The organism is Massilia sp. AB1 (assembly GCF_018119385.1).
GTDB lineage: Bacteria > Pseudomonadota > Gammaproteobacteria > Burkholderiales > Burkholderiaceae_D > Telluria.
On the sequence record NZ_JAGKSG010000036.1, the window covers coordinates 24,844 to 46,912 of the forward strand.

Below are 22,069 nucleotides of genomic sequence, written 5' to 3' on the forward strand. Positions count from 1 at the left end.
TGACGGTTTTGGGGGTAACAATGAAAAAGGGGTTCTGGCTTACGCACAGAACCCCTTTTTGCATCTGGACGCTCAGCGTCAGATATTGTTGACCACCAGCCTCGGCTCCCCACCCGCAAACCGCTGGCGAATCGACGCCGCGATGCCTTTGGCATCCAGCCCCACCGAGGCCAGCAGCGCCGCAGGATCGCCCTGGTCGATGAACTTGTCCGGCAAGCCCAGCATCAGCACCTTCTTGGCCAGGCCCTCAGCGGCCAGCGCTTCGGCCACGGCAGCGCCCGCGCCGCCCATGATGCAGCCCTCTTCCACCGTCACGATGTACTCGTGATCTTTCGCCAGGCGCTTGACCAGCTCCACATCCAGCGGCTTCACGAAGCGCATATTGGCCACGGTCGCGTTCAGCTCTTCGCCGGCCGCCAGGCTCGGCGCCACCATCGAACCGAAGGCCAGGATCGCGATGTCCTTGCCCTCGCGGCGCACCACGCCCTTGCCGATCTCGATCGAGCTCAGCTCCTGCTGGATCGCCGCGCCGACACCGGCGCCGCGCGGATAGCGCACCGCCGCCGGACCCGGGTAGTGATACCCCGTGGTCAGCATCTGGCGGCATTCGTTCTCGTCCGACGCGGCCATGACGACCATGTTCGGGATGCAGCGCAGGTAGGCCAGGTCGTAGTTGCCCGCGTGGGTCGCGCCGTCGGCACCCACCAGGCCCGCGCGGTCGAGCGCGAAGGTCACGTCCAGGTTCTGCAGCGCCACGTCGTGGATCAGCTGGTCGTAGGCGCGCTGCAGGAAGGTCGAGTAGATCGCCACGACGGGTTTCAAGCCTTCGGTGGCAATGCCCCCGGCGAATGTGACCGAATGCTGCTCGGCGATGCCCACGTCGAAGTAGCGCGACGGGTATTCCTGGTGGAAGCGCACCATCCCCGAGCCTTCGCGCATCGCCGGCGTGATGCCGACCAGGCGCTTGTCGACGGCCGCCATGTCGCACAGCCAGTTGCCGAACACTTCGGTGTAGGTGATCTTGCTCGGCGCGCTGGCCGGCTTGATGCCTTCCGCCGGATTGAACTTGCCGGTGCCGTGGTACAGGATCGGCTCGGCCTCGGCCAGCTTGTAGCCCTGGCCCTTCTTGGTCACCACGTGCAGGAACTGCGGGCCCTTGAGCTTCTTGATGTTCTCCAGGGTCGGAATCAGGGATTCCAGGTCGTGGCCGTCGATCGGGCCGATGTAGTTGAAGCCGAATTCCTCGAACATCGTGGCCGGGACCACCATGCCCTTGGCATGTTCTTCCAGCTTGCGCGCCAGGTCCAGCATCGGTCCCGGCAGCACGCTGCGGCCGACGTTCTTGGCGGCGGCGTAGAACTGGCCGCTCATCAGGCGCGCCAGGTAGCGGTTGAGCGCTCCCACCGGCGGCGAGATCGACATGTCGTTGTCGTTCAGGATCACCAGCAGGTTGATGTCGTCTTCCACGCCCGCGTTGTTCAGGGCCTCGAAGGCCATGCCGGCGGTCATGGAGCCGTCGCCGATGACGGCGATGGCGTGGCGGTCCTCGCCTTTCAGCTTGGCCGCCTGGGCCATGCCCAGGGCCGCCGAGATCGAGGTCGACGAGTGGGCGGTGCCGAAGGTGTCGTACTCGCTCTCGTCGCGCTTCGGGAAGCCCGACAGGCCGTTCAGCTGGCGCAGGGTCGGCATGCGCTCGCGGCGGCCGGTGAGGATCTTGTGCGAATAGGTCTGGTGGCCCACGTCCCACACGATGCGGTCGCGCGGGGTGTTGTACACGTAGTGCAGCGCGATGGTCAGCTCGACGGTGCCCAGGTTGGACGACAGGTGCCCGCCGGTCTTGGAGACCGAGTCCAGCAGGAACTGGCGCAGCTCATGGGCGAGCGGGGTCAGTTGCGTGCGCGGGAGCTGGCGCAGGTCGGCGGGTTCGTTGATGGTTTCTAGCAGTTTCATTTATGCCTTCCGCTGCACGATCAGGTCCGCGAGTTCGCGCAGCCGCTGTGCTTGTTCTCCGAATGGCGCCAGCGCCTCATGCGCTTCGCGCCGCAATTGCTCGGCCAGCGCCCGCGACGGCTCCAGCCCAAGGATCGACACATAGGTCGGCTTGTTGTCCGCGGCATCCTTGCCGGCGGTCTTGCCGAGCGTGGCCGAATCGGCCGTCGCGTCGAGCACGTCGTCCACCACCTGGAAGGCCAGGCCGATGGCTTTCGAATAGGTGGCCAGCGCTTCCAGCTCGCGCGGCTCCAGGTCGCGGCCGGCCATGGCGCCGAGGATGACCGAGACGCGCAGCATGGCGCCGGTCTTGAGCTGGTGCATGCGCTCCAGTTCTTCGCGGGTCAGGGACAGGCCGACGCTGTCCAGGTCGATCGCCTGGCCGCCGCACATGCCTTTGGTCCCGGCCGCTTCGGCCAGCAGGCGCAGCATGCCGACGAGGCGCGCGGGCGGCAAGGTGTCGGCCTCGGCCAGCACCTGGAAGGCCTGGGCCTGCAGCGCATCGCCGACCAGCAGCGCGGTCGCTTCGTCATAGGCCACGTGCACGGTCGGCTTGCCGCGGCGCAGGTCGTCGTCGTCCATGCAGGGCATGTCGTCGTGGACCAGCGAATACACGTGGATCATTTCCACTGCCGAGGCAACGCGCGCCAGCGCGCGGCGGTCGGCGCCGAACAGGTCCCCGCTGGCGTAGGCCAGCAGCGGGCGCACGCGCTTGCCGCCGCCGAGTGCGGTGTAGCGCATCGCTTCGTTCAGCTTGTGCGGGATGGCGGCGGCTTCGGGCAGGAAGGTTTCGAGCGCGCGCTCGACATCCGCCTGGACGTCCTGGACCCAGGCGCTGAAGGCGAGTTCCGTCATTGCGCGCCCTCTTCCTCGCCGTTCGAGAACGGCTTGAGCATGTCGCCTTCCAGGACCTTGACCTGGGCCTCGACCTTTTCCAGCTGGGCGGCGCAGTATTTCACCAGTTCCGAGCCACGCGCATAGGCGGCGACCGAAGCTTCCAGCGGCAACTGGCCGGATTCCATCTGGGTGACCAGCTGGGCGAGCTCGGCCATGGCTTCCTCGAAGGAGGCGGGCGGCGCGGCGGTAATCGTGTTTGACATAGAATTGTTTCGTGAAGGCGGCATCAGTTGTGCGCCATGGGTCGGTCCAATCGCGTATTTTAGATCAATCCACTCTTCGAGGGGTGCGCGCGTTGCACCTACCGCAACTAGTTTACCAGGCCATATTTTAGCCGAATCCCCTTCCTCCTCATGAAAACGATGCCGTTCAGGCAATTTTTGTGCACCCCCGTGCCACATTCCCGGGCGGGTCCGAGACTGTAGAGCCCGTTACGCGGTATAATCTCCGGTTCTGTCCGAAATACCGTATTCCTTTTTCTTAAAGGAGGCTCGAGAAGCGTCGCGAGCGGCAGCAATGTTGTCCGAGAAGCGCAGCTGTACTTTAGTACAGCGAGCATCGCAGGACGACAGTGCAACGCGCAGCAGCTTATCGAGCTTCCGAAATACTGGTCTTTGGATTCTTTCTCTTCTTTGGTATCGATTAATTAAAGGGGGGTTGGGATGTCCGATCTGGCTACCCACGCCAAGCTGGCGCGCTCCTGCGCTCAGCTTCCGGTAAACGTTTACTTTGACGAAGCGCTGCTGCAGCGCGAGATGCAGCAACTGTTTCAGAAGGGCCCGAGGTACATCGGCCATGAGCTGATGGTCCCGGAAATCGGTGATTTCGCGACTCTCGCTTCCGAACACGAAGGCCGCATGCTCGTGCGTAATGCAGGCGGCATCGAAGTCCTGTCCAACGTCTGCCGTCACCGCCAGGCGCTGATGTTCAATGGCCGCGGCAACGCGAACAATATCGTGTGCCCGCTGCACCGCTGGACCTACGACCTGAAGGGCGAACTGATCGGCGCGCCGCATTTCGCGGAAACGCCGTGCCTGAACCTGTCGAAGACGCCGCTCCAGAACTGGAACGGCCTGCTGTTCGAGCAGAACGGCTACGACGTGATGGACAAGCTCAAGAACATGGAGGTCACGAAGGACCTCGATTTCACGGGCTATATGTTCGACCACGTCGAGATCCACGAGTGCGACTACAACTGGAAGACCTTCATCGAGGTCTACCTGGAGGATTACCACGTCGAGCCCTTCCACCCGGGACTGGGCAACTTCGTCTCGTGCGACGACCTGAAGTGGGAATTCGGCCGCGACTACAGCGTGCAGACCGTGGGCGTGAACCGCGCCCTGCAGAAGGCCGGCTCGCCCGCCTACAAGAAGTGGCAGGAACAGGTCCTGAAGTTCAACAACGGCCAGCCGCCGAAGTATGGCGCCATCTGGCTGACCCTGTACCCGAACATCATGGTCGAGTGGTATCCGAACGTGCTGGTGGTGTCGACCCTGTGGCCGGTCGGCCCGCAGAAGACGCGCAACGTGGTCGAGTTCTACTACCCCGAGGAGTTCGTGCTGTTCGAGCGCGGCTTCGTCGAGGCCGAGCGCGCCGCCTACATGGAAACCGCGGTCGAGGACGACGAGATCGCGCTGCGCATGGACGCCGGCCGCAAGATCCTGCTTCAGCGCGGCGTCAACGAAGTCGGCCCCTACCAGTCGCCGATGGAAGACGGGATGCAGCACTTCCATGAGTGGTACCGCAGCAAGCTGGAGCTGTAATCTAGGAATCTGATGCCCTCTCTCTGGATGTTGTTCGCCAGCTTCGCATTTGCCGCCATGGGCGCGGGTGTGAAGCTGGCTTCCGAGTTCTATTCCACCTCCGAACTCCTGATGTACCGAGGCCTGATCGGCACGGTCATGCTGATGCTGATGGTGCGCCACCAGGGCGGCACCTTCAAGACTCCCTTCCCGAAAGCCCACATCTGGCGCAGCGTCGTCGGCGTCACCTCGCTGTGGCTATGGTTCTTCGCCATTACCCGCCTGCCACTGGCCACCGCCGTCACGCTCAACTACATGGCGCCGATCTGGATCGCCGCGTGGATGTTCGCCATGGGCTGGTGGATCGGCACCAAGCATGCCGAATGGCCGCTGGTGCTGGCGATCGGCATGAGCTTCGTGGGTGTGATCCTGGTGCTGCAGCCGGCCGTCGAAAGCCAGCAGTGGCTGGGCGGCATGGCCGGCGTATGCTCCTCGGTGATCTCGGCCATGGCCTACATGCAGGTGCGCAGGCTGGGGCAGACGGGCGAGCCGGAGTACCGCGTGGTGTTCTACTTCTCGCTCACGACAACCCTGACCGGCCTGGCCGGCACGCTGCTGGGCGACGGGCCGAAGGACGCGCTCTTCCATGCGCATACGCCATATAGCGCGGCGCTGCTGCTGGGGATCGGCTTCTCCGCCCTGCTGGCGCAGATGGCGATGACGCGCGCCTACCGCGTGGGCAAGGTACTGGTGGTCGCCAACCTGCAGTACACCGGCATCGTGTTCTCCAGCCTGTGGGGGCTGGCGCTATGGGGCGACACCTTCGACTGGCACGTCTGGCTTGGCATCGGCATCATCCTCGCCTCCGGCATCGCCGCGACGTTCTACAATACGCAGAAGACGGCCCGCGGGGCCGTGCAGGAAAAGACCGATCCGATCGCCAGCGAAACCTGAGGAGCCGTATGTTCAAGACCCTGATCACCGCCCTGGATGTGGCTGCCCACATCGACGACCCGAACTGGATCGTGGTGGATTGCCGCCATGACCTGATGAACCTGTCCGCCGGCCGCGAAGGCTACGCCATCGGCCACCTGCCGAACGCGGTGTTCGGCGACATGGAAACCGAGCTGTCGGGCTCGAAGTACGGGACGGACGGCGCCTTCCGCGGGCGCCATCCGCTGCCGGACAAGGAAGCGCTGGCCGCCCTGCTGCGCAGCTGGGGCGTGAACGACGATTCCCAGGTCGTGGCCTACGATGCCCATGGCGGCATGTACGCGGCGCGCCTGTGGTGGATGCTGCGCTGGCTCGGCCACGAGGCCGTGGCGGTGCTGGACGGCGGCATGGCGGCCTGGCAGTCGCTGGGCAAGCCGCTGACCACCGATGTGCCGGCGCGCGCGCCGGGGCGCTTCACGATCAGGGCGCCGTTCGTGCCGACCGTGACGGTGGCCGAGGTGATGGAGAACCTGGACAAGGGCGAGCGCATCGTCATCGATGCGCGCGCGCAAGACCGTTTCCGCGGGGAGAACGAGACCATCGATCCGGTGGGCGGGCATATCCCGGGGGCGCGGAATCGCTTCTTCAAGGATAACCTGCAGGCGGATGGGCGCTTCAAGTCGCCTGAGGAGCTGCGCCAGGATTTCTCGAAAGTGATCGAGGATCCGGCCAAGGCGATCATGCAGTGCGGGTCCGGGGTGACTGCCTGTCATAACCTGCTGGCGCTGGAAGTGGCCGGGATGTCCGGTGCGGCGCTATATCCGGGGTCGTGGAGCGAGTGGGTGGGCGATGCGGCGCGGCCTGTTGCTAAAGGTTCTGATTGATCACGCAAACTTAGGTCCCGGCCTTCGCCGGGACGACGACTCAAGCGTTAGTGGCAAGCTCTAAAACCGTCGTTCCGGGACTCGGCGTCCCCCTCGGCCGGAACCTAAGTTCGCCGAGCAGCTACAAACTTCAAACCAGCCGCTTCAGCACCAGCACCACCCCCACCCCCAGCGCCACCAGCGCCACCTGCGGCAGAAACTCCCGCGGCGTCGTCCGCCGCTGCATCTGCGGCATCAAATCCCCCACCGCGATATAAATGAACCCCGACGACGCGAACACCAGCACGTAGGGAATCAGCCCGCTCGCATTATCGAGCGTGAAGTAGCCCAGCAATCCCCCCGCCACCGACATCAGGCTGCACAGCAGGTTGAACACATACGCGCGCAGGCGCGAAAAGCCCGCGTTGAGCAGCACGATGAAGTCCCCGATCTCCTGCGGAATCTCGTGCGCGACAATCGCCAGCGCGGTCACGATCCCGAGTTCAGGATTGGCCAGGAAGGCCGCCGCGATCAGGATGCCGTCGGTGAAGTTGTGCATCGCGTCGCCCAGCAGGATCATCCAGCCGGACTTGCCCGCCTCGTGCTTGTCGTGCCCATGGGCGTGATGATGCCCGTCGCCCTCGTGGTGGTGCGAATGGCGCAGGATCGCCAGCTTCTCGAGCACGAAGAAGGTCAGCAATCCCCCCAGCAGGGTCGCGAACAGGCTGCGCGTATTGGCCCCGGATTCGAAGGCGTCCGGCAAGGCATGCAGCAGCGAGGTCGCGAGCATGATGCCCACCGACAGGCTGACCATCCGCTCCACCGCCTTCGAGAGCAGCGCGAACGAAAAAATGGCCGCCCCGGTGATGCTGAGGACACCGGCGACCATGGTCGCCAGCAGGATGGAGCCGAGAATGGGATCGATTTGTAAGCCTCTTGTACTGGTCTTGCGAACAACCGCAAACCGGAGATTGTACCGTCCCCGGCCCGCGGCCGTGCAAGATCAGGCCACGCCGTGGGTGGAGAACCAGTTGAGCGCCTTGCTCCAGCCGTCCTTGGCGTCGGCGGCGTTGAAGCTGGGACGGTAGTCGGCGTTGAAGGCATGTCCCGAATTCGGGTAGACGTGGATCTTCGAACGGCTGTTGCCCGCGTCGAGCGCCTTGCGCATGCGTTCCACCGACTCCAGGGGAATGCCCTGGTCCTTGGCGCCGTACAGGCCCAGCACCGGCGCCTTGAGGTTCTGGGCGATGTCGATCGGATGCCTGGGCTGGTTGGCGGAGGCCTCGCCCACCAGGCGGCCGTACCAGGCCACGCCGGCCTTCACGTTGGGGTTGTGCGCCGCGTACAGCCAGGTGATGCGGCCGCCCCAGCAAAAGCCCGTGATGCCCAGGCGGTCGGTATTGCCGCCGCGCTGCCTGGTCCACTTGACGACCGTGTCGAGGTCGGACATCACCTGGGCGTCCGGCGTCCTGGAGACGATGTCGCGCATCAGGTCGGCGATGTTCGCCACCTTGGTGGCGTCGCCCTGGCGCACGAACAGGTCGGGAGCCACGGCCAGGTAGCCGGCCTTGGCGAAGCGGCGCGTCACGTCCTTGATGTGTTCGTGCACGCCGAAGATTTCGGAGATGACCAGCACCACCGGCAGGTTGGTGCGGTCCTTGGGTTGGGCGCGGTAGACCGGCACATCCTGGCCGTCGATGACGACGATGTGGTCGCCGGCGTCGAGGCCGTCGGTGTCGGTCTTGATCATCGTCTGGGCGACGACGGGCAGCGAGGCGGCGGCGAAACCGCTGCCGACCGCCGCCTTGATAAAGCCGCGGCGGTCGATACCGCGGCGGTCGACACCGTCGCCAAAAGCGCTGGCGCCCACCAGGCTGCTGCCATCGGATACGAGATCTTTCATGCTCACCCCCTTAGTCGGTTGGACAGGCTTGCTAGTTTAGCAAAGACCTCGGGGGCGCACGCTAGAGCCGAAGCTTCTACAGCGTCGCTTACGGCGTCAGGGTGAAATTCACGCCGCTCTGGTTGGCCGCGGTGATGTCCACGGCATCCACGCCCTTGACGGCATAGCCCGTCGCGGCCGCCTCGACGCGGTATTTACCCGGCGTGGTGGCGGTGCTGGCGCTGAAGCTCAGCGGCAGGGTGGCGCTGTAGGTCGCGTATTGGGGCGCGGCCACCGGCAGGTTGGCCAGGGTGTAGGCGCCGGTCGTCAGGTCCGCGCCCTGGTACTTGATGGTCACGGTCGGACCGGACGCGAAGCTCTGCTTGGCCGAGACGTAGGCTGCTTCGCTGCTGGCCGGGGTCATGGTGACGGTGCCGGCGATCGAGCCGGTGTTGCCCGGTGCGAGCACGAGCGGCGCTGCGGCGGTGCTCAGGGCCGTGGTGCTGGTGGTCGAGGCGACCGGCACGGCGGCGATGACGCTGGCGGCGCTGTTGGCGGCGGTCAGCACGACGTCGTAGCTGCCCGGCGCCAGGCGCGACAGGAAGAATTCGCCGGTGGTGGCGTTCGGGGTGGTGGAGCTCACGAGCACGCCGTTCTGCTGCGCCGACACCTGTACGCCGCTGCCCAGCACCGCGGTGCTGACGAAGCCCGAGATGCCGTTGATCGCAGCCGGAATGACCTTGACCACGGGCTTGAGCGCATAGCTGCCCTGGCCGCGGGTGACGACCGATTTGCAGGCGTCGAAGTCGAGCACCACGTCGCTCTTCTGGCCGGCGGCCACGTCGAACTGGCCGATCAGCTTGATGCCGCTCTGCATGCCGCTCGGGGTGACCAGCGCCTTCTCGGCGGTGCCGCCGGTCGGCACGACGGTGTTGGCATTAGCGGCGCTGTCGAGCACCAGGCGCAGCTGGGTGTAGCGCCCCGCTTCGAGCGAGGTCTGGCCCAGGGCTTCGAGCACGCCATTGGTCAGGTTCAGCAGGTTGACCTTCTTGGCCGGGCTCAGGGTGATGTCGGTCCAGCCGGTATCCCCTTCCGCCGCGGTGTCGCTGCGGTGCACGCGCACCTTGGAGACCGTCACGTTGACGGCGTCGAAGCCGCAGGCCGGCGCGTCGGTCATCGAGACGGCCAGGGTGCCCATGGTGCTGACCGGCGCGGCCGGAGCCGAGTCGCCGCCTCCGCCGCCACAGGCGACGAGAACGGCGGCGCTGAGAGCGGAGGCGCCCATCAGGGCGAAACGGAATGGGGTCTTGGACATGTTATGCGTACCTTGTGAATCCGCCGGACGTCGACGGTTGAGGCTATCCTAACATTCCAAAAAGCAACTTTTATGTGAGCTAACGCACATTGAAACACTTGCTTACAGTCTTTACAGATAAGCCAAGCATTCTGTTTCATTATTTCCACATGGAAATTTTTGCCCGATTCGCATAAAACACGGCCGTGCCTTCGAATGCGATTGATAATCATTATCGTTTACGTTATCTTGCCGTCCCGTTAATACAAATGTTAAATGCGAGAAGGCAAACTATGAACGCACTCCTGAAACCGATCTCCGATACGCATGCCGATTCCGACGCTGCTCTGGCGCTGGCGCAGGCCAGCCGCCGCGGTTTGCAGCGCATGCTGCAGGCTTTGTTCCGCGAACACCTGTTGCATCGGGAGCACCTGATCGTCGAAGGCCGGGTGGCCTGGCTCCCGCTCTGGCCGCAGCAAGCCATGCTGCGCTTCGAAGGCTTGCAGCTCGGCCGCATCGGCGATTGCCGGATCGACGGGACAATCGCCTGGTTCCGCAGCGGACAGGGTCCTCAACCCATCACGACCGCCTCCGCCCTGCTCGCCTGCATCGCACCTTCCCTGCCCGGCCAACCCGCGGCGGAGGATGTGCAAAGGCTGGTCCAGGAGCTCGACAACAGCCTGGACAACGACGTGCTGTGCCTGCGCTACAGGCAGTCCTGGGCTCCGCAGCTGGTCGACAGCTTCGGGCCGGTGCACGAGCACTTCATCGCGGCCTTGCGCCTGAGCGGCCACGCCAATCCCGCGCTGCTGCTGGAACAATGGGGCACCCTCGGCCATCCCTGGCATCCCACTTTCAAGACCAAGCTCGGGCTGTCGCAGGAGGAGGTGAAGGCGCTCTCGCCCGAGTTCCAGGCGCAGCTGGACGTGCCGCTGGCGGCGCTGCGCGCAACCCGGGCGCAGGTCGCTTTCGCCGGCGACGAGACGGGCTATCGCACCTGGTTCGCACGCACCTTCCCGCAAGCCTGGGGCCGCTGGGAGAACGCCTTGCGCGCGGCCGGCGAGGAGGCCGCCGCATGGCTGCCCCTGCCCCTGCATCCCTACCAGGCCGCTCGCCAGATCCCGCAGCAGTTCGCCGCCGACATCGCGCGCGGCGACCTGTTGCTGCTGCAGGACGCCGCCATTGCGGCGACGCCCACCATGTCGTTCCGGACCGTCGTTCCCGAGGGCTCGCCGGCGCTGCCGCACATGAAGCTGCCGGTATCGCTGCGCCTGACCAGCGTGCAGCGCACCGTGTCGCCCAAGTCGGCCGTCATGGGCCCGCGCCTGACTCGTTTGCTGCGCACGATCGTCGAGCGCGAAGCCGGCTTCGGCGGCGTGCTCGATATCGTGCACGAAGACGTCGGGGTGCACTACATCGACCCGGACGGCAATGACGACCGGGCGCGCCACCTGGCCATTCTGTACCGCGCCAATCCCATGGCCAAGCGCACGCTGGAGCTGTTCCCGATCCCTGTCGGGAGCCTGTTCGCGGATTCGCCGTTCAGCGGCCGGCCGCTGGTCACCGAGCTGGTGGCGCTGGCTTGTGGCGACGATGCCGCCGGCGCCGTCGCCTTCTTCCGGCGCTATGCCGCGACCGTCCTGGGCGCGACGCTGTCGTCCTATCTGCTGTACGGCATCGCCTTCGAAGCCCACCAGCAGAACAGCTTCATCATGGTGAACGAGCGCTACGAGCCGGTGCAGCTGCTGGCGCGCGACTTCGGCGACCTGCGCGTGCATGGCCCAACATTGCGCGCCGCAGGCCTGACGCTCGAGGCCTACCGCCCCGGCCACACCGTGTACGAGACCGACGAACCCGTGCGCGACAAGCTGCTGCATGCGGTGCTGCTCTGCCACGTCGTGGAGCTGGCGCTGCTGCTGTCGCGCACCTACGGGCATCCGCAGGCCCGCTACTGGGGCGTGTTGCGGCAGGAGGTGGAGCTGGCCTTCGAGCGCTTGCGCGGGCGCGCCGATCCGTCGCGCTGGGAGACCGAGCGCCGCGCCCTGCTCGAAGAAGACTGGCCGGCCAAGTCCTTCCTGCGCATGCGCCTGAGCGATACCTCGGACGACGTCCACGGCACCATGCCGAATCCCTTGAAGACGACGCCATGACACCAGCGCTCCGTTGGCTGTTCGCGATCCAGCTGGTCTCGATGGGCGCGATGGAGATGAGCGGTCCGTTCTGGCCGCTGCATTTCCGCGCGCTGGAAAGCCTGTCGCCTCAGACCCTGGCCTGGGCCAGCGGCATCGCCTACGCCGGGCCGATGGTGACGGCGATGTGCTTCACGCCCTGGTGGGGGCGGTTCGGCGACCGGGTGGGCCACAAGCCGATGATCCTGCGCGCCCTGCTCGCACTGGCGGCGACCCAGTGCTGGATTGCGCTGGCCGACAGCGTGGCGCTCATCCTGTGCATCCGCCTCGTGCAAGGGGCGCTGGCGGGATTCATCGCAGCGGCCCAGGCCTACGGGACGACGCTGGTGTCGAGGCAGGAGCGCGCCATCCTGATGACGCGCTTGCAGGTGGCGACGGCGATCGGCTCGGTCGCCGGGCCGGTGGCTGGCGGCTGGCTGTTCGATGTGCAGGGCTTCCGCACGGTGAACCTGACTGCGGCTGCCGTCTGCCTGGCTTGCGCGGTCGTGGCGGCGTTCGTGCTCCCGGCGGTGTCCGGGTTCCGCTCGGCTCCTGCTGCCGGCAAGGCATCCCAAAGCCCGGTCCTGCACGGTGTGATGGGCGGGCTGTTGTCGGGGATCGTGCTGGTCCAGGCCGGGAAGATGATGCCGCAGAGCTTCTTCGGGCTGTATGCGGACGATGTGCTGCATTTGTCCAGGCAGGCGACCGGCTGGTGCTATGGCGCAACGGCGCTGGGGCTGTGCCTTGCGGCGCCGTTCTGGGGAAAGCGCTTCGACAGGCTGGGGCGCCAGCAGGTGCTGAGGCAGGTGGAGTGGATCTGCTGGGCGTGCGTGGGGATCGTGGCGCTGCAGGCCTTGGCACGCGGGATCGAGCTGGTCCTGCTGGTGCGGCTGATGTGGGGCATCTGCCTGGCGGCGCTACTGCCGGTGTTTTACGGGCTGCTGTCGCGTGAGGCGGGCAGTGGCGAACAGGGAATGGTGCTGGGGGCGGGGAACAGTGCGGCGAAGGCCGGGGCGCTGGTGGGTGCGGGGCTGGGCGGGGTGATGCTGGCCTGGGTGCCGGTGGAGCACATGTTCTGGCCGGTGGCGGGGGTGTATGGCGTTTCCGCCATCGGCATACGCTTGATCCGCAGCCGCCGTCCCGTCGTTCCCGCGAAGGCGGGAACCTAAGTTTACGGCTACTCGACGAACTTAGGTTCCCGCCTGCGCGGGAACGACGGTTTTAGGGTTAGCGGTGATGGAGGCGCTATTAGTGGGCCTCTTCCCAGTTCTTGCCCACGCCCGTCTCTGCAACCAGCGGCACCTTCAGCTCGGCCACGCCCGCCATCAATTCCGGCAGCTTGACCCGCACCAGTTCCAGCTCCGCCTCCGGCACTTCGAGCACCAGTTCGTCATGCACCTGCATGATCATGCGGGTCGCCAGCTTCTCGCTCTCGATCCAGCCCTGCACCGCGATCATGGCCAGCTTGATCAGGTCCGCCGCCGTGCCCTGCATCGGCGCATTAATTGCAGCGCGCTCGGCGCCGGCGCGGCGCGGGCCGTTCGGGGAGTTGATCTCCGGGAGCCACAGGCGGCGGCCGAACACGGTCTCGACGTAGCCGCGCGCCTTGGCCTGCAGGCGGGTCTCGTCCATGTACTGCTTCACGCCCGAGAAGCGCGCGAAGTAGCGGTCGATGTAGCTGGCCGCCGCGCCCCGCTCGATGCCCAGGTTCTGGGCCAGGCCGAAGGCGCTCATGCCGTAGATCAGGCCGAAGTTGATGACCTTGGCGTAGCGGCGCTGCTCGCTCTGCACTTCCTCGGCCGGCACGCCGAAGATCTCGGCCGCGGTGGCGCGGTGGATGTCCTCGCCTTCCGCGAAGGCCTTCAGCATCGCCGCGTCGCCCGAGATGTGCGCCATGATGCGCAGCTCGATCTGCGAGTAGTCGGCCGAGACGATCACGCTGCCCGGCGGCGCCACGAAGGCTTCGCGGATGCGGCGGCCTTCGGCGGTACGCACCGGAATGTTCTGCAGGTTCGGCTCGTTCGAGGACAGACGGCCGGTAATGGCCACCGCCTGCGCATAGTTGGTGTGCACGCGGCCGGTCTTCTGGTTGACCATCTTCGGCAGCTTGTCGGTATAGGTCGACTTCAGCTTGGACATGCCGCGGTGCTCGAGCAGGATCTTCGGCAGCGGGTAATCCTCGGCCAGCTTCTGCAGCACCTCTTCGTCGGTCGAGGGTGCACCGGTGGCGGTCTTCTTGATGACCGGCAGCTGGAGTTTACCGAAGAAGATCTCCCCGATCTGCTTGGGCGAACCCAGGTTGAAGGGGCCGCCGGCCAGCTCGTACGCCTGCTGTTCCAGCTCCTGCAGGCGCTTGCCCAGTTCGGACGACTGCACTTCGAGCAGCGCGCTGTCGATCAGCACGCCGTTGCGCTCGATCTTCTGCAGCACCTCCATGGTCGGCATCTCGATCTCGCGGTAGATGCGGGTGAGGCCGGCGTCGCTTTCGACATGGGGCAGCATGGTCTGGTGCAGGCGCAGCGTGATGTCGGAATCCTCGGCCGCGTATTCGGTGGCGCGGCCCAGCTCGACCTGGTCGAAACAGATCATGTTGGCGCCCTTGCCGCACACGTCGACGAAAGGAATCGTGGTGTAGCCCAGGTGGCGCATGGCCATGGTGTCCATGTCGTGCGGCTTGTGCGACTCGAAGACATAGGACTGCAGCAGGGTGTCGTGCACGATCCCCTTCAGCTTGACGCCGTGGTTCTCGAAGATGTGCATGTCGTACTTCAGATTCTGGCCGAGCTTGGGCTTGTCAGGGTTCTCCAGCCAGGGGCGCATGCGCTCCAGCACGTGCTCGCGCGAGAGCTGGTCCGGCGCGCCGGCGTAACGGTGCGCCACCGGGATATAGGCGCCCTTGCCCGCTTCCACCGACAGCGAGATGCCGACCATCTCGGCCGCCATCGGGTCGAGCGAGGTGGTTTCGGTGTCGACCGAGGTCAGCTCGGCCGCGTCGACCAGGGCCAGCCACTTGTCCAGTTGTTCGTCGGTGAGCACGGTCTCGTACTCGCCCTTGATGATGGCCATGCCCGGCAGGTGGCCGCTGGCGCCTTCCGGCGAATTCAGCGGGGCGCCGCCGGGGCCGGCGCCGCGTCCAGGGGCGACCGCGCCGTCCGCACGTCCGCCGCCGCCCAGGTCGCGCAGCATGGTCTTGAAGCCGTAGCGCTGGAAAAAGTCGCGCAGGGCCTCGGCGTCCTCGGGACGGCCGACCAGGGTTTCCTCGAACGAGATCACGTGCCCGGCCAGGTCGCAGTCGGTCTTCACGGTGATCAGCTCGCGGCCCTTCGGCAGCCATTCGAGCGCCGCGCGCAGGTTCTCGCCGACCGCGCCGGTGATGCTGTGCGCGTTCTCGACCACGCCGTCGAGCGAGCCGTGCAGGGTCAGCCACTTGACCGCGGTCTTGGGGCCGCACTTGTTCACGCCGGGGACGTTGTCGACGGTGTCGCCGATCAGGGTCAGGTAGTCGATGATGCGGTTCGGCGGCACGCCGAACTTGGCGATCACGCCCGCTTCGTCGAGTTTGTCGTTGGTCATGGTGTTGATCAGCATGACCTTGTCGTTGACCAGCTGGGCCAGGTCCTTGTCGCCGGTGGAGATCACGGTGTTCATACCGCGCGCGTAGGCTTGCACGGCCAGGGTGCCGATCACGTCGTCCGCTTCCACGCCCTCGACCATCAGGATCGGCCAGCCCATGTGGCGCACCACTTCGTGGATCGGTTCGATCTGCTTGCCCAGGTCTTCCGGCATCGAGGCGCGCGTGGCCTTGTATTCCGGATAAAGGTCGTCGCGGAAGGTCTTGCCCTTGGCGTCGAACACGCAGGCGATGTAGGCCGCCGGGAAGTCGGCGCGCAGGCGGCGCAGCATGTTGACCATGCCGTGCATGGCGCCGGTCGGGAAGCCGTCCGGGCTGCGCAGGTCGGGCAGCGCGTGGTAGGCGCGATAGAGATAACTGGAACCGTCAACGAGCAGCAGGGTATTGTCCATAGGGCGAAAATCTGGGTGGGGCGAAAGGCGCCAACAGCGGCGCGCCGGGTGTCCGGCATTATCGCAGAATCGGATTGGAGAAAGCACAACTTCCCCGTCGGGGACTTCGTCTCTATATAGGGACAAAACACAGTTTTCACAGGGAAGCGACGCCGTTTGTTAAAATGGACTAAACGACACTAGGTGACCATCATGCTGCGCACATCTTCCCGCTCCGCCCTCCTAACGCTGTGTCTGCTTGCCTCCGGCCTCGCCGCAGCCCAGCAACAGCAGCAACCGCCGAGCCAGGAACCGCCGAAACTCGACCGTATCGAGCCGGGCAGCGACGTGCCGGCCACCACCATTCCGCCGAAAGAACGTACCCGCATCACGGAGAAAAAGCAGAATGGCCAGGTCACCGAGGTGGAAGTGCAAAGCGGCCCCAGCCGCTACATCATGAAGCCCAACGTTCCAGCAGGCAACGCCCAACCAGGCGATGCCCAGAGCAGTGCAATCCGTGCCCCACAATGGCAGGTGATGGAGTTCGATTTTGGCAATCCCAAGAAGCAGGGTGCGACCGAGCAGCCGGTAGCCCCGGCCCCGGCCAAGCCCGGTACGCCGGCCCGCGCCGAAGCGCCGCCCCCGCCCCCGCTCGAACAGACCCGGAAACAATAATCCTGTGCGGCCGCGCGGCGGCCGCCAGCATCACTCACCTGACACTTTGCTAGCACATGGCAGTTTTCACCGCGGTCTCGCTGGATGACCTTACCCAGTGGATCAAGCAATTCGCCCTCGGCCAGGCTCTCCGGCTCGAAGGCATTTCCTCCGGCATCGACAACAGCAACTTCTTCCTGACGACCGAGCAGGGCGAGTATGTATTGACGATTTTCGAGAACCTGAGTTTCGAGCAGCTTCCCTTCTACGTGCAATTGATGCGCCACCTGGCCGAGCGCGGCATCCCGGTGCCGGCCCCCGTTCCCAACCAGGACGGCGAGCTGGTGGTGGCCCTGCACGGCAAGCCGGCCATCATCGTCAGCCGCCTGAGCGGCGCCTCCCAGCTCGATCCGCAGCCGGTGCATTGCGCCGAAGTGGGCCGCATGCTGGCGCGCATGCACCTGGCGGCGCAGGACTTCGCGCTGCAGCAGCCCAACCTGCGCGGCCTGGACTGGGTGAGCGCCACCGCGCCGCAAGTCATGCCCTACCTGAGCGAGACCAAAGCCACGCTGCTGCGCGACGAAGTCGCCTTCCAGCAGGCTTTCGCCGCCGGCGCCACCTATGGCCGCCTGGCGCGCGGGCCGGTGCACGCCGACCTGTTCCGCAACAACGTCATGTTCGAAGGCGAGCGCCTGACCGGCTGCTTCGACTTCTATTTCGCCGGCTGCGACACCTGGCTGTTCGACGTGGCCGTCACCGTCAACGACTGGTGCGTCGAGCTGGCCACGGGCGTGCTGGACGCGGCGCGCGTGCGCGCCCTGCTCGATGCCTACCATGCGGTGCGTCCCTTCACGGCCGACGAACAGGCCGCATGGCAGCCCATGCTGCGCTCGGGCGCCTTGCGATTCTGGCTGTCGCGCCTGTACGATCTGCATATTCCCCGTGCGGCGGAGCTGCTCACGCCGCACGATCCCACCCATTTCGAACGCATCCTGCGCGAACGCATCAACAGCCCCGCGCCTGAACTGCCTACATGAACAAACTGCCTGCACTTACCGGCTGGACCTGGCTCAAGCAAGGCGCCGGCCTGTTTCGCCAACAGCCTGCCGCGCTGACCGCCCTGCTCTTCGCCAACATCCTGATCAGCATCGCCATCAGCGCCATCCCCTTCCTCGGGGGCCTGATCGTTGCGGTGCTGATTCCGTCGTTCTCGATGGCCTTCATGCAGGCCTGCCTGATGATCGAGAACGGCCAGCGGGTCACGCCCGGGGTGCTGCTGACGGGATTCCGCAAACCGGCATTTGCGGCGCTGTGCAAGATCGGCCTGGTCTACCTGGGCATTGGCGTCATCCAGCTGATCCTGGTGCAGACCACGATCGATCCGGAAGCCTTGCAGGAGATGGCGCGCCAGAGCCGCGCCGACGGCCAGCCGGTGATGCTGCCGGCTTCCTTCATGCTGAGCATGTTCCTGACCGTCGTGCTGAGCCTGGCGGGCATGATGGCGATGTGCTTCGCGGGACCGCTCACCTACTGGCAAAAGATGACGGCGGGGAAAGCCGCCTTCTACAGCTTCTTCGCCGTGCTGCGCAGCGCCCGCGTGTTCATCGTGCTGCTGCTGGCCTGGTTCGGTATTTTCTTTGCGATTACGGTGGTGCTGTCGGCGCTGCTGGGTGGAAGCAACCTCATGCGGGTCTTGCTGATGTGGCTGATGTTCCTGTTCATCCTGCTGCTGCAGTGCGCGATGTATGCGGCGTATCGGGAGATTTTTGGGAAGCCGCAGGTGCAGGATGTGGCGGCGAAGGTGGATTTGACCAAGTAAGCGCCGTCACCGCTACACGCCAGGCCCGCCCCCTGTAAACGTCATTCCCGCCACTGGCGGCAATGACGTTTTATAGGTAGTGGTGAAATTTAACGGGACAAGCGTTCCAGCTTCGCCACCGACAGGTCGAGCACCTTCATCCCGGCAGAGCCGAAGTTGATCTGCGCACGCGCCGCGCCCGCACCGCCTTCGATATTCACGATCACACCCTCGCCGAACTTGGCGTGCGATACCGCCTCGCCCACGCGCCAGCCGCTGCCGCCGCCGTTGCTGGACTTCTGGGTGATCTGCTGCGCGATCCGGTTGTCGGTGCCGTTGCGGAATTCCGCATCGTCCCAGGCCGTCGTCGACTTGCGTCCGGCGAACCAGTTGGTCTGCACGCGCGGCGACAGCCACTTGAGCGACTCTTCCGGCAGCTCTTCCAGGAAGCGCGACTTCATGTTGAAGCGCGTCTGGCCGTGCAGCATGCGCTGCTGGGTGAAGCTGATGTACAGGCGCCGGCGCGCGCGCGTGATCGCCACGTACATCAGGCGCCGTTCCTCGTCCAGGCCGTCGGTTTCACGCGCGCTGCTCTCGTGCGGGAACAGGCCCTCTTCCAGGCCGGTGATGAACACCGCGTCGAATTCCAGGCCCTTGGCCGAGTGCACCGTCATCAGCTGCAGCGCGTCCTGGCCCGCTTGCGCCTGGGCGTCGCCCGCTTCCAGCGAAGCGTGGGTCAGGAAGGCCGACAATGGCGACATCACCGTGGGCAGCGGCGCGCCGCCGTCCAGCACTTCGATGCCGTCCTGGTCGAGCAAGGCTTCGCCGGCCTGCGGCGCTGCCGGCGGGCCGAGGTGGGCCGGCGCCTGGACGCCGAAGCCTTCCTCCTGCACGAACTGGGTGGCCGCGTTGACCATCTGCTCCAGGTTCTCGATGCGGTCCGCGCCCTCTTTCTCGTTCTGGTAGTGCTGCAGCAGGCCGCTGCGCTCGAGCACCACGCGCACCAATTCGGGGAGCGCCAGCTGCTGGGTCTCGAAGCGCGCCGATTCGACCAGCTTCACGAAGGCGCCCAGCGAGGAACCGGCCTTGCCGGTCATGTAGGGCACCGCCGCGTACAGCGAAATGCCATAGGTGTCGGCCGCCATCTGCAGCTGCTCGATCGAGCGCACGCCGATGCCGCGCGTCGGGAAGTTCACCACGCGCAGGAAAGCCGAGTCGTTGTGCGGGTTATCCATCAGCTGCAAATAAGCGATGGCGTGCTTGACCTCGGCACGCTGGAAGTAGCGCAGGCCGCCGTACACGGTGTAGGGAAGGCCGGCCGCGAACAGCGCATGTTCGATCACGCGGCTCTGCGCGTTGGAGCGGTACAGGATGGCGATCTCGCTGCGCGGCATGCCGGCCGACATCAGGCTCTTGGCTTCCTCGATGATCCACTGCGCCTCTTCCAGGTCGGACGAGGCTTCGTAGACGCGCACCTGCTCGCCCTGGCCCGCGTCGGTGCGCAGGTTCTTGCCCAGGCGCTTGGCGTTGTTGGCGATCAGGTAGTTGGCGCTGTCGAGGATGTGGCCGTGCGAACGGTAGTTCTGCTCCAGCTTGATCAGGTTCTTGACCTGGAAGTCGCGCTCGAAGGCCGTCATGTTGCCGACGTTCGCGCCGCGGAAGGCATAGATGCTCTGGTCGTCGTCGCCCACGGCGAACAGCGCGCCGCCGCCCGCTTCGCCCTGCCCCGCCAGCAGCTTGAGCAGGTTGTATTGCAGGTCGTTGGTATCCTGGAACTCGTCCACCAGGATATGGCGGAAGCGCATCTGGTAGTGGTGGCGCAGCGGTGCGTTGCGCGCCAGCAGTTCGTAGGAGCGCAGCAGCAGCTCGGCGAAGTCGACCACGCCTTCGCGCTGGCATTGCTGGTCGTAGAGCTCGTACAGCTCGACCATGCGGCGCTCGATCGGATCGTAGGCCTCCATCTGCCCCGCGCGCAGGCCCTGCTCCTTCGCGTTGTTGATGAAATACATCAGGTTCTTGGCCGGGTACTTCTCGTCGTCGACGTTGTGGGCCTTGAGCATGCGCTTGATGAGCGACAGCTGGTCCTGGGAGTCGAGGATCTGGAAAGTCTGGGGCAGCGCCGCGTCGCGGTAGTGCGTGCGCAGCAGGCGGTTGCACAGGCCGTGGAAGGTGCCGATCCACATGCCGCGCGTATTGACGGGCAACATGGCGGACAGGCGGGTCAGCATCTCCTTGGCGGCCTTGTTCGTGAACGTGACCGCCATGATGCCGGCAGGCGACACCTGCCCGGTCTGGATCAGCCAGGCGATGCGCGTGGTCAACACGCGGGTCTTGCCAGAGCCGGCGCCAGCCAGGATCAGCGCACTCTGCTGAGGCAGGGTGACGGCGGCAAGTTGTTCGGGATTGAGGTTATGGAGGAGATTCTGCATCCGGCCATTATACCGTCCGGTGACACGGAGAATCGCCGCTCGATGGGTGATTTCCTTGACGCGCCTTGCCTTTTCGACAGCGTTAAAAGTGCGCCAACGGTGCGCCCCGAGGACACTAGCCCATGCCGGCCGAGCGTGTCGTCGGGTAGGCGGGCAGATCGTCGCACAGCTTCATCCAGCCGAGACGGCTGCGCGCGAAGGTATGGTCGCCGGGCGGCAGTTGTTCAGGATCGTCGAGGGTGGCGGTGGCGATGTCGATTTCCTCAGGCCAGCGGCTGTCGTGGAAGCTCAGCGTGGTGCCGCAGGACGGGCAGAAGCCGCGCTCGATGCCGGCGCTGGAAGAGAAACGCGTGGGCGTACCGGTCCAGTGCAGATCGGCAAACTTGACGCTGAACCAGGCCAGCGCGGGCGCGCCGGATACCCTGCGGCAATCGGTGCAATGGCACAAGGTACTGTTGAAAGGTTTGCCGTTCGCAACGTAGCGTACGGCGCCGCAATAACATCCGCCTCGCAAGCTCATGCGTTCTCCTTGCCGAGAAAAAACAGCTCGACGAATCGAGCTCATCTATATGAAGCGCGGCCAGCGGACCCCAGCCTTTCGCGCGCCGCCTGATTGTCTTTTCGCTTATTTTAAATGGAAGGTTTGCGACGAATCGCAACAATTCGCGCAACGGATCGCGTGGCCTGCCTTATCAACACCAAGGTCGTTTTTGAAGCCGAAGCCGGCTGACCGCATGCCTATCGGTATGGGCCACATCGTGGATGCATGCGGCGCCGCTTCTTGCCCTTAAGGAGATCAGAAAATGCTGAATCGCGTGGTTACTGTCGCCGCCCTCGCTGTGGGTGGCATGATGCTGTCGAAGCAACTGAAGAAAAACAAGGGCTATGGCGCCAGCTCGTCGATCGTCGAAACGATCGAAGTGAACGTGCCTGTCCGCACCGCCTATAACCAGTGGACCCAGTTCGAAGATTTCCCACAATTCATGAAGAGCGTGAAGGAAATCCGCCAGCTGGACGACAAGCACCTGCACTGGCGCGCGAACGTGGCCGGCGAAGAGAAGGAATGGGATGCCGAAATCACCGAGCAGATCCCGGACCAGCGCATCGCATGGCGCAGCGTCACCGGCGTGAAGAACGGCGGCGTGGTGACCTTCCACAAGATCTCGGACACCTGCACCCGCATCGCGCTGCAGATGGACTACGAGCCGGAAGGTGCGATGGAGGCGATCGGCGACGCCTTCGGCGCGGTGCGCATGGAAGCGCGCGCCAACCTGTCGAACTTCAAGGAGCTGCTGGAGAAGCGCGGGTCGGAGACTGGCGCCTGGCGTGGGAAGATCAGCCAGCACTGATTCGCTTGCCTGCTGATGAAAAACGCCACCTTCATGGTGTAATGCCGTTCAGTTAAGGTCCTTCTTCAA

General features: G+C 65.2%; 19 protein-coding genes. 9 read left to right on the forward strand and 10 right to left on the reverse strand.

The window, feature by feature from the left end:
- Positions 1-78: 78 nt before the first annotated feature.
- The 4 genes from dxs to J8847_RS24245 form a co-directional block, all read right to left on the reverse strand.
- Positions 79-1,950 (reverse strand): 1-deoxy-D-xylulose-5-phosphate synthase, encoded by a 1,872-nt coding sequence (gene dxs, locus J8847_RS18270; protein WP_211526140.1) that lies wholly within the window; start codon positions 1,948-1,950, stop codon positions 79-81.
- Positions 1,951-2,844: a polyprenyl synthetase family protein gene (locus tag J8847_RS18275; protein ID WP_211526141.1), complete on the reverse strand. Its 894-nt coding sequence runs from the start codon at positions 2,842-2,844 to the stop codon at positions 1,951-1,953.
- The gene (locus J8847_RS18280) at positions 2,841-3,089 is read right to left on the reverse strand and encodes an exodeoxyribonuclease VII small subunit (RefSeq protein WP_211526142.1); all 249 of its coding nucleotides are present in this window, start codon (positions 3,087-3,089) and stop codon (positions 2,841-2,843) included. Before J8847_RS18280 ends, J8847_RS18275 begins: the two co-directional genes overlap by 4 nt.
- A gap of 228 nt (positions 3,090-3,317) precedes the next feature.
- Positions 3,318-3,683 carry a hypothetical protein gene (locus J8847_RS24245; RefSeq protein WP_229513001.1) on the reverse strand — a complete coding sequence of 122 codons (366 nt, stop codon included), beginning with the start codon at positions 3,681-3,683 and terminating at the stop codon, positions 3,318-3,320.
- Between J8847_RS24245 and J8847_RS18285 the strand changes: the two genes are divergently transcribed.
- From J8847_RS18285 to J8847_RS18295, 3 genes are read left to right on the forward strand one after another with little or no spacing between them, the layout of a single operon-like run.
- On the forward strand, positions 3,576-4,649 hold the full coding sequence (locus tag J8847_RS18285) for an aromatic ring-hydroxylating dioxygenase subunit alpha (RefSeq protein ID WP_267876289.1): 1,074 nt from the start codon (positions 3,576-3,578) through the stop codon (positions 4,647-4,649). The two genes, J8847_RS24245 and J8847_RS18285, sit on opposite strands and share 108 nt — an antisense overlap.
- A gap of 12 nt (positions 4,650-4,661) precedes the next feature.
- Complete coding sequence (locus J8847_RS18290; protein ID WP_211526144.1) at positions 4,662-5,582, forward strand: DMT family transporter; 921 nt, start codon at positions 4,662-4,664, stop codon at positions 5,580-5,582.
- Between the two features lie 8 nt (positions 5,583-5,590).
- On the forward strand, positions 5,591-6,445 hold the full coding sequence (locus J8847_RS18295; RefSeq protein ID WP_211526145.1) for a sulfurtransferase: 855 nt from the start codon (positions 5,591-5,593) through the stop codon (positions 6,443-6,445).
- Between the two features lie 130 nt (positions 6,446-6,575).
- Here the strand turns inward: J8847_RS18295 and J8847_RS18300 are convergent, their stop codons facing one another.
- The 3 genes from J8847_RS18300 to J8847_RS18310 all read right to left on the reverse strand — a co-directional run bounded on the left by J8847_RS18300 (position 6,576) and on the right by J8847_RS18310 (position 9,621).
- Positions 6,576-7,313: a ZIP family metal transporter gene (locus J8847_RS18300; protein WP_211526146.1), complete on the reverse strand. Its 738-nt coding sequence runs from the start codon at positions 7,311-7,313 to the stop codon at positions 6,576-6,578.
- 114 nt (positions 7,314-7,427) lie between these two features.
- Positions 7,428-8,327 carry a dienelactone hydrolase family protein gene (locus J8847_RS18305; protein WP_211526147.1) on the reverse strand — a complete coding sequence of 300 codons (900 nt, stop codon included), beginning with the start codon at positions 8,325-8,327 and terminating at the stop codon, positions 7,428-7,430.
- A gap of 88 nt (positions 8,328-8,415) precedes the next feature.
- Positions 8,416-9,621: a DUF4382 domain-containing protein gene (locus J8847_RS18310; RefSeq protein WP_229513005.1), complete on the reverse strand. Its 1,206-nt coding sequence runs from the start codon at positions 9,619-9,621 to the stop codon at positions 8,416-8,418.
- 272 nt (positions 9,622-9,893) lie between these two features.
- Here J8847_RS18310 and J8847_RS18315 point away from each other — a divergent pair, with 272 nt between their 5' ends.
- Both J8847_RS18315 and J8847_RS18320 read left to right on the forward strand, forming a co-directional pair.
- On the forward strand, positions 9,894-11,750 hold the full coding sequence (locus J8847_RS18315; RefSeq protein WP_211526148.1) for an IucA/IucC family siderophore biosynthesis protein: 1,857 nt from the start codon (positions 9,894-9,896) through the stop codon (positions 11,748-11,750).
- Positions 11,747-12,937, forward strand: coding sequence for an MFS transporter (locus J8847_RS18320; protein ID WP_211526149.1), 1,191 nt, complete (start codon positions 11,747-11,749; stop codon positions 12,935-12,937). Before J8847_RS18315 ends, J8847_RS18320 begins: the two co-directional genes overlap by 4 nt.
- A 79-nt stretch (positions 12,938-13,016) precedes the next feature.
- Here J8847_RS18320 and polA read toward each other — a convergent pair whose 3' ends face one another.
- Entirely contained in the window at positions 13,017-15,791 is a 2,775-nt protein-coding gene (polA, locus tag J8847_RS18325) for a DNA polymerase I (protein ID WP_211526150.1), read from the reverse strand.
- 192 nt (positions 15,792-15,983) lie between these two features.
- On the opposite strand from polA, the gene J8847_RS18330 reads away from it, so the two are divergent.
- The 3 genes from J8847_RS18330 to J8847_RS18340 are packed head-to-tail and all read left to right on the forward strand — an operon-like array spanning position 15,984 to position 18,243.
- The gene (locus J8847_RS18330; RefSeq protein ID WP_211526157.1) at positions 15,984-16,445 is read left to right on the forward strand and encodes a hypothetical protein; all 462 of its coding nucleotides are present in this window, start codon (positions 15,984-15,986) and stop codon (positions 16,443-16,445) included.
- Positions 16,446-16,501: 56 nt separating this feature from the next.
- Positions 16,502-17,461, forward strand: coding sequence for a homoserine kinase (locus J8847_RS18335; protein WP_211526151.1), 960 nt, complete (start codon positions 16,502-16,504; stop codon positions 17,459-17,461).
- A complete protein-coding gene (locus tag J8847_RS18340) occupies positions 17,458-18,243 on the forward strand; it encodes a BPSS1780 family membrane protein (RefSeq protein WP_211526152.1) in 786 nt (261 codons plus the stop codon). The genes J8847_RS18335 and J8847_RS18340 overlap by 4 nt, the downstream gene beginning before the upstream one ends.
- Before the next feature lie 89 nt (positions 18,244-18,332).
- On the opposite strand, the gene J8847_RS18345 is transcribed toward J8847_RS18340, so the two are convergent.
- Both J8847_RS18345 and J8847_RS18350 read right to left on the reverse strand, forming a co-directional pair.
- Positions 18,333-20,651 (reverse strand): UvrD-helicase domain-containing protein, encoded by a 2,319-nt coding sequence (locus J8847_RS18345; protein WP_211526153.1) that lies wholly within the window; start codon positions 20,649-20,651, stop codon positions 18,333-18,335.
- Positions 20,652-20,766: 115 nt separating this feature from the next.
- A complete protein-coding gene (locus J8847_RS18350; RefSeq protein ID WP_211526154.1) occupies positions 20,767-21,171 on the reverse strand; it encodes a GFA family protein in 405 nt (134 codons plus the stop codon).
- Positions 21,172-21,454: 283 nt separating this feature from the next.
- Here J8847_RS18350 and J8847_RS18355 point away from each other — a divergent pair, with 283 nt between their 5' ends.
- Positions 21,455-22,000 carry an SRPBCC family protein gene (locus J8847_RS18355; protein WP_211526155.1) on the forward strand — a complete coding sequence of 182 codons (546 nt, stop codon included), beginning with the start codon at positions 21,455-21,457 and terminating at the stop codon, positions 21,998-22,000.
- Positions 22,001-22,069 lie beyond the last annotated feature (69 nt).